At 70.5% G+C, this 3,446-nt stretch carries 4 protein-coding genes; all 4 read right to left on the bottom strand.

Annotated elements, in window-relative coordinates; translation table 11 throughout:
* Positions 1-144: 144 nt before the first annotated feature.
* Complete coding sequence (locus tag ACYP5B_RS49530; protein ID WP_459574782.1) at positions 145-1,278, bottom strand: thiamine phosphate synthase; 1,134 nt, start codon at positions 1,276-1,278, stop codon at positions 145-147.
* Positions 1,275-2,123, bottom strand: coding sequence for a thiazole synthase (locus ACYP5B_RS49525; RefSeq protein ID WP_267605257.1), 849 nt, complete (start codon positions 2,121-2,123; stop codon positions 1,275-1,277). Before ACYP5B_RS49525 ends, ACYP5B_RS49530 begins: the two co-directional genes overlap by 4 nt.
* A 6-nt stretch (positions 2,124-2,129) precedes the next feature.
* On the bottom strand, positions 2,130-2,327 hold the full coding sequence (gene thiS / locus ACYP5B_RS49520) for a sulfur carrier protein ThiS (RefSeq protein ID WP_150989923.1): 198 nt from the start codon (positions 2,325-2,327) through the stop codon (positions 2,130-2,132).
* Positions 2,328-2,339: 12 nt separating this feature from the next.
* Positions 2,340-3,446: FAD-dependent oxidoreductase (locus tag ACYP5B_RS49515; protein WP_459574781.1), on the bottom strand; the 1,107-nt coding region annotated here is incomplete at its 5' end.

The following is a 3,446-nucleotide window of genomic DNA, read 5'->3' as shown; positions in this document are numbered from 1 at the left end:
ATGGGGCGCCTTCTTTGCCTACTTTCTTGGCGAGACAAGAAAGTAGGTCGCCTCCCCGCAGGGGAGGTGAAACTGCCTTTGACTTTAAGCTTTTGAGCTTTTGAGCTTTTGACGTTCGAGGGCCAACGCCACACCCAACGCACATCAAGCCGCCGGAAACATCCCCACCAGATTCGCCACCGCGGCCGGCACATCGGCCGCCTCGGTAATCGCCCGCACCACGGCGGCGCTGCCAACGCCGACAGCCAGCACCTCCGGCAGCCGCGCCGCATCGACACCGCCGATGCCCACCAGCGAGGGCACCACCGGCTGCATCAGCTTGACGTAGGCATGGAAGCGGCCCAAACCTTGCGGCGCGGTCGGCATGAGCTTCGTGGTGGTCGGGAAGATCGCACCCAGCGCCAGATAGCTCGGTCCGATGGTCGCCACGCGCAGCATCTCCGCATAGCCATGCGTGGACACGCCAAGCCGCAGCCCGGAGGCGCGCAGCGCGTCGAGGTCGGCTTCGTCGAGGTCTTCCTGGCCGAGGTGGATGCCGTAGATGCCACTGTCGCCACCCTGGCTGGCGTGGTAGTCGATGGCGGCACGCCAGTGGTCGTTGATGAACAGGCGCGAGGCGCTGCCGCGCGCGGCCCTGGCGGCGCGCTCGATCTCGCTGCGCACGGCCTGCGCATCGTCGGACTTGAAGCGCAGCTGCACGGTGGGCACCGCCAGCGGCACCAGCCGTTCGATCCATTCAGCGCTGGGCACCACCGCGTACAAACCCAGTGGCGGGCATGGCGCAAACGGCTCCGCACGCAACTCCGGCGCTACCAGGGCGGCGTGGCGCACCTGCGGGAAGCGCGCGAAGCCCACCGGCCAGTCGAGCGAGCCCGGCTGCCAGGCGCGCGCCAGGCAGAGCGCGTCGTGCGCAGGGAAATGCAGCGCCAGGCAAGCGAGCAGCACGGCGACGAAGGCCGGCGAATGCGCGGTGTCGTCGTCGGCATGCGCGCTGAAGACCCAGGTGCCCATCGGCGAGCGCACGGTGTCGCTCCACTGCCCGCCTTCGCGGTCGCTCTCAATGGCGATGGCGCCGGCGGCGGCAATGCGTGCGAGCGTGGCCTCGTCGGCTTCGCCGTCGAACAGCACCACGTCGGCATCGCCAGGCGCTGCGGGCGCATCGCCGCGCGCCCACGCGCGCCAGGCCTTGTCGCTGGTGCCGAAGGTGGCGCCATAGCGTGCCAGCAGCGTGTCGCGCAGCGCGGCGTCGATGCCGGCCGGGAGAAGATTGCGGGTCATGCGCGGTCCTCCGCGCCTTCGGCGTGCCAGAATGGCATGCCCACCACCGGCGTGCTGGCCTGCGCGATATCGCGCTCCGGCATGGGGCCGGCCAGGTAAGCGGTGCGGCCCGCGTCCACCGCCAGCGCGAAGGCGCGTGCCATGTTGACCGGATAGGCGGCCTGCGCCACCGCGGTGTTCAGCAGCACGCCATCGTAGCCCCACTCCAGCACCTGGGCTGCGTGCGACGGCAGGCCGAGGCCGGCGTCGACGATCAGCGGGGTATCCGGCAGGCGTTCGCGCAACAGGCGCATGGCGTGCGGGTTGACGGCGCCCTTGCCGGTGCCGATCGGCGCGGCCCAGGGCATCAGCGCCTGGCAGCCCACGTCCAGCAGGCGGCGGCACAGCACGAGGTCCTCGGTGCAGTACGGCAGCACCTTGAAGCCTTCCTTGATCAGCGTCTCGGCCACGGCGGGCAGGTTGAGCGTATCGGGCTGCAGCGTGTAATCGTCGCCCACCAGCTCAAGCTTGATCCAGTCGGTCTCGAACACTTCGCGCGCCATCATGGCGGTGGTGATGGCTTCCTGCGGCGCCATGCAGCCGGCAGTATTGGGCAGCACCGGCACGTTCAGCGAGCGCAGCATCTGCCAGAAAGCCTGGCCGCCCTCGCCATCGCCGACCGAGCCCTGGCGGCGCAGCGCCACCGTCAGCATGGCGGGCCGGGCCACTTCCACCGCGGCCTGGAGCGTGGCGGGAGACGGATAGCGCGCGGTACCCAGCAACAGGCGCGAGGCGAACGACTCGCCATAGAGCACGAAGGGGTCGGCGAACAGGTCGCGGCGGGGTTCAGCGGTATTGAAGGTCATTTGGGGTCAGCCTCCCGTCACGGGTTGCACGAGGTCGATACGATCGCCGGCGGCGAGCACGGTGGCCGCATGCGCGGCGCGTGGCACGAACTGGCCGTTGAGCGCGGCGGCAAAGGGCGGCGCGATGCCCGCGCCCGCGACTGCGTCGGCCAGTGTGGCGTTATCGGCAAGGGCGAGCGGGCGGCCGTTGAGCAGGATATCCATGGTCATTGTCGTTCAGTGCAGCACCGGAGAGCCGGCGACGGTATCGAGCACAGCCGCGATCATGCCTGGCCAGCGCACCGAAGCGGGCACGGCATGCGCGGCAGGATCGTCGTCGAGCAGGGCCCGCACCACCTGGCAGGCGGCCTCGGTGACCGCCGGGGCGATCAGGAAGCCGTGCCGGTACAGGCCATTGAGCCGCACGATGCGGGCATGCTGGTCGACCCGGATGGCCGGCAGGTGGTCCGGCCGCGTCGGGCGGCGCTGCACATTGAGTTCAAGCACGCGCGCCTCGCCAAAGGCGGGGTGCAGCGAGTACGCCGCGGAAAGCAGCTCCAGCGCGGAGCGCACGCTCATCGGCGAATCGTCTTCGCTCTCGAGTTCGGTGGCGCCGATCACATAGAGGTCATTGGGCTTGGGCGCGATATAGATCGGGTAACGCGGGTGCAGCAGGCGCACCGGGCGATGCAGCTTGACCTCCGGCGCATGCACACGCACGACTTCTCCGCGCAAGCCGCGCAATCCCGGCATGCTGCCGTGCGCGGCGGGCTGTCCCGGCCACGCGGCGCGGGCGCCCAGGCCGCGGCAATCCAGCACCACGCGTGCGCGGATGCCAAGCTCCGGCAGGTCGCCGCTTTCGATTTCACCGGCTTCCCAGACGCAATGCAGGCCGCTGGCAACCGCGCAGGCCAGCAATGCGCGCAGCGTGCCGCGGTTGTCGAGCTGGCCTTCGCCGGCCAGCAGCAGCCCCTGGGAGAAGCGGCCCGCGAGCGCGGGCTCGAGCGCGGCCACGCCATTGCCGTCCAGCGCGCGCATGCGCTCGGCCACCAGTTCGGGCGGCGCCACGGCGCGCACCCGGCTGGTGAACAGCGACATCTCGCTGCGGTCGCGGGTATGCCATACCACCAGCGTGCCGTCTTCCTGGAAGAACACGGGCTCCGGCATTTCGGCGACCCAGGCGCGCCAGAGGTCGACGCTGGCGGTGCCGAGCTCGACGATGCGGCGCTCGGCAATGGCGGATTCCGCCAGGGGCGCCAGCATCGCCGCGGCGACATGCGCGGCCGAGCCAACGCCGTCGGGGCCGCCGCGCTCGACCAGCGCCACGCGCAGGCCGGCACGCAC

The organism is Cupriavidus sp. 8B (assembly GCF_054589115.1).
Note: the sequence above shows the minus strand (reverse complement) of the source record. Positions and strands in the feature narration are given on the sequence as shown.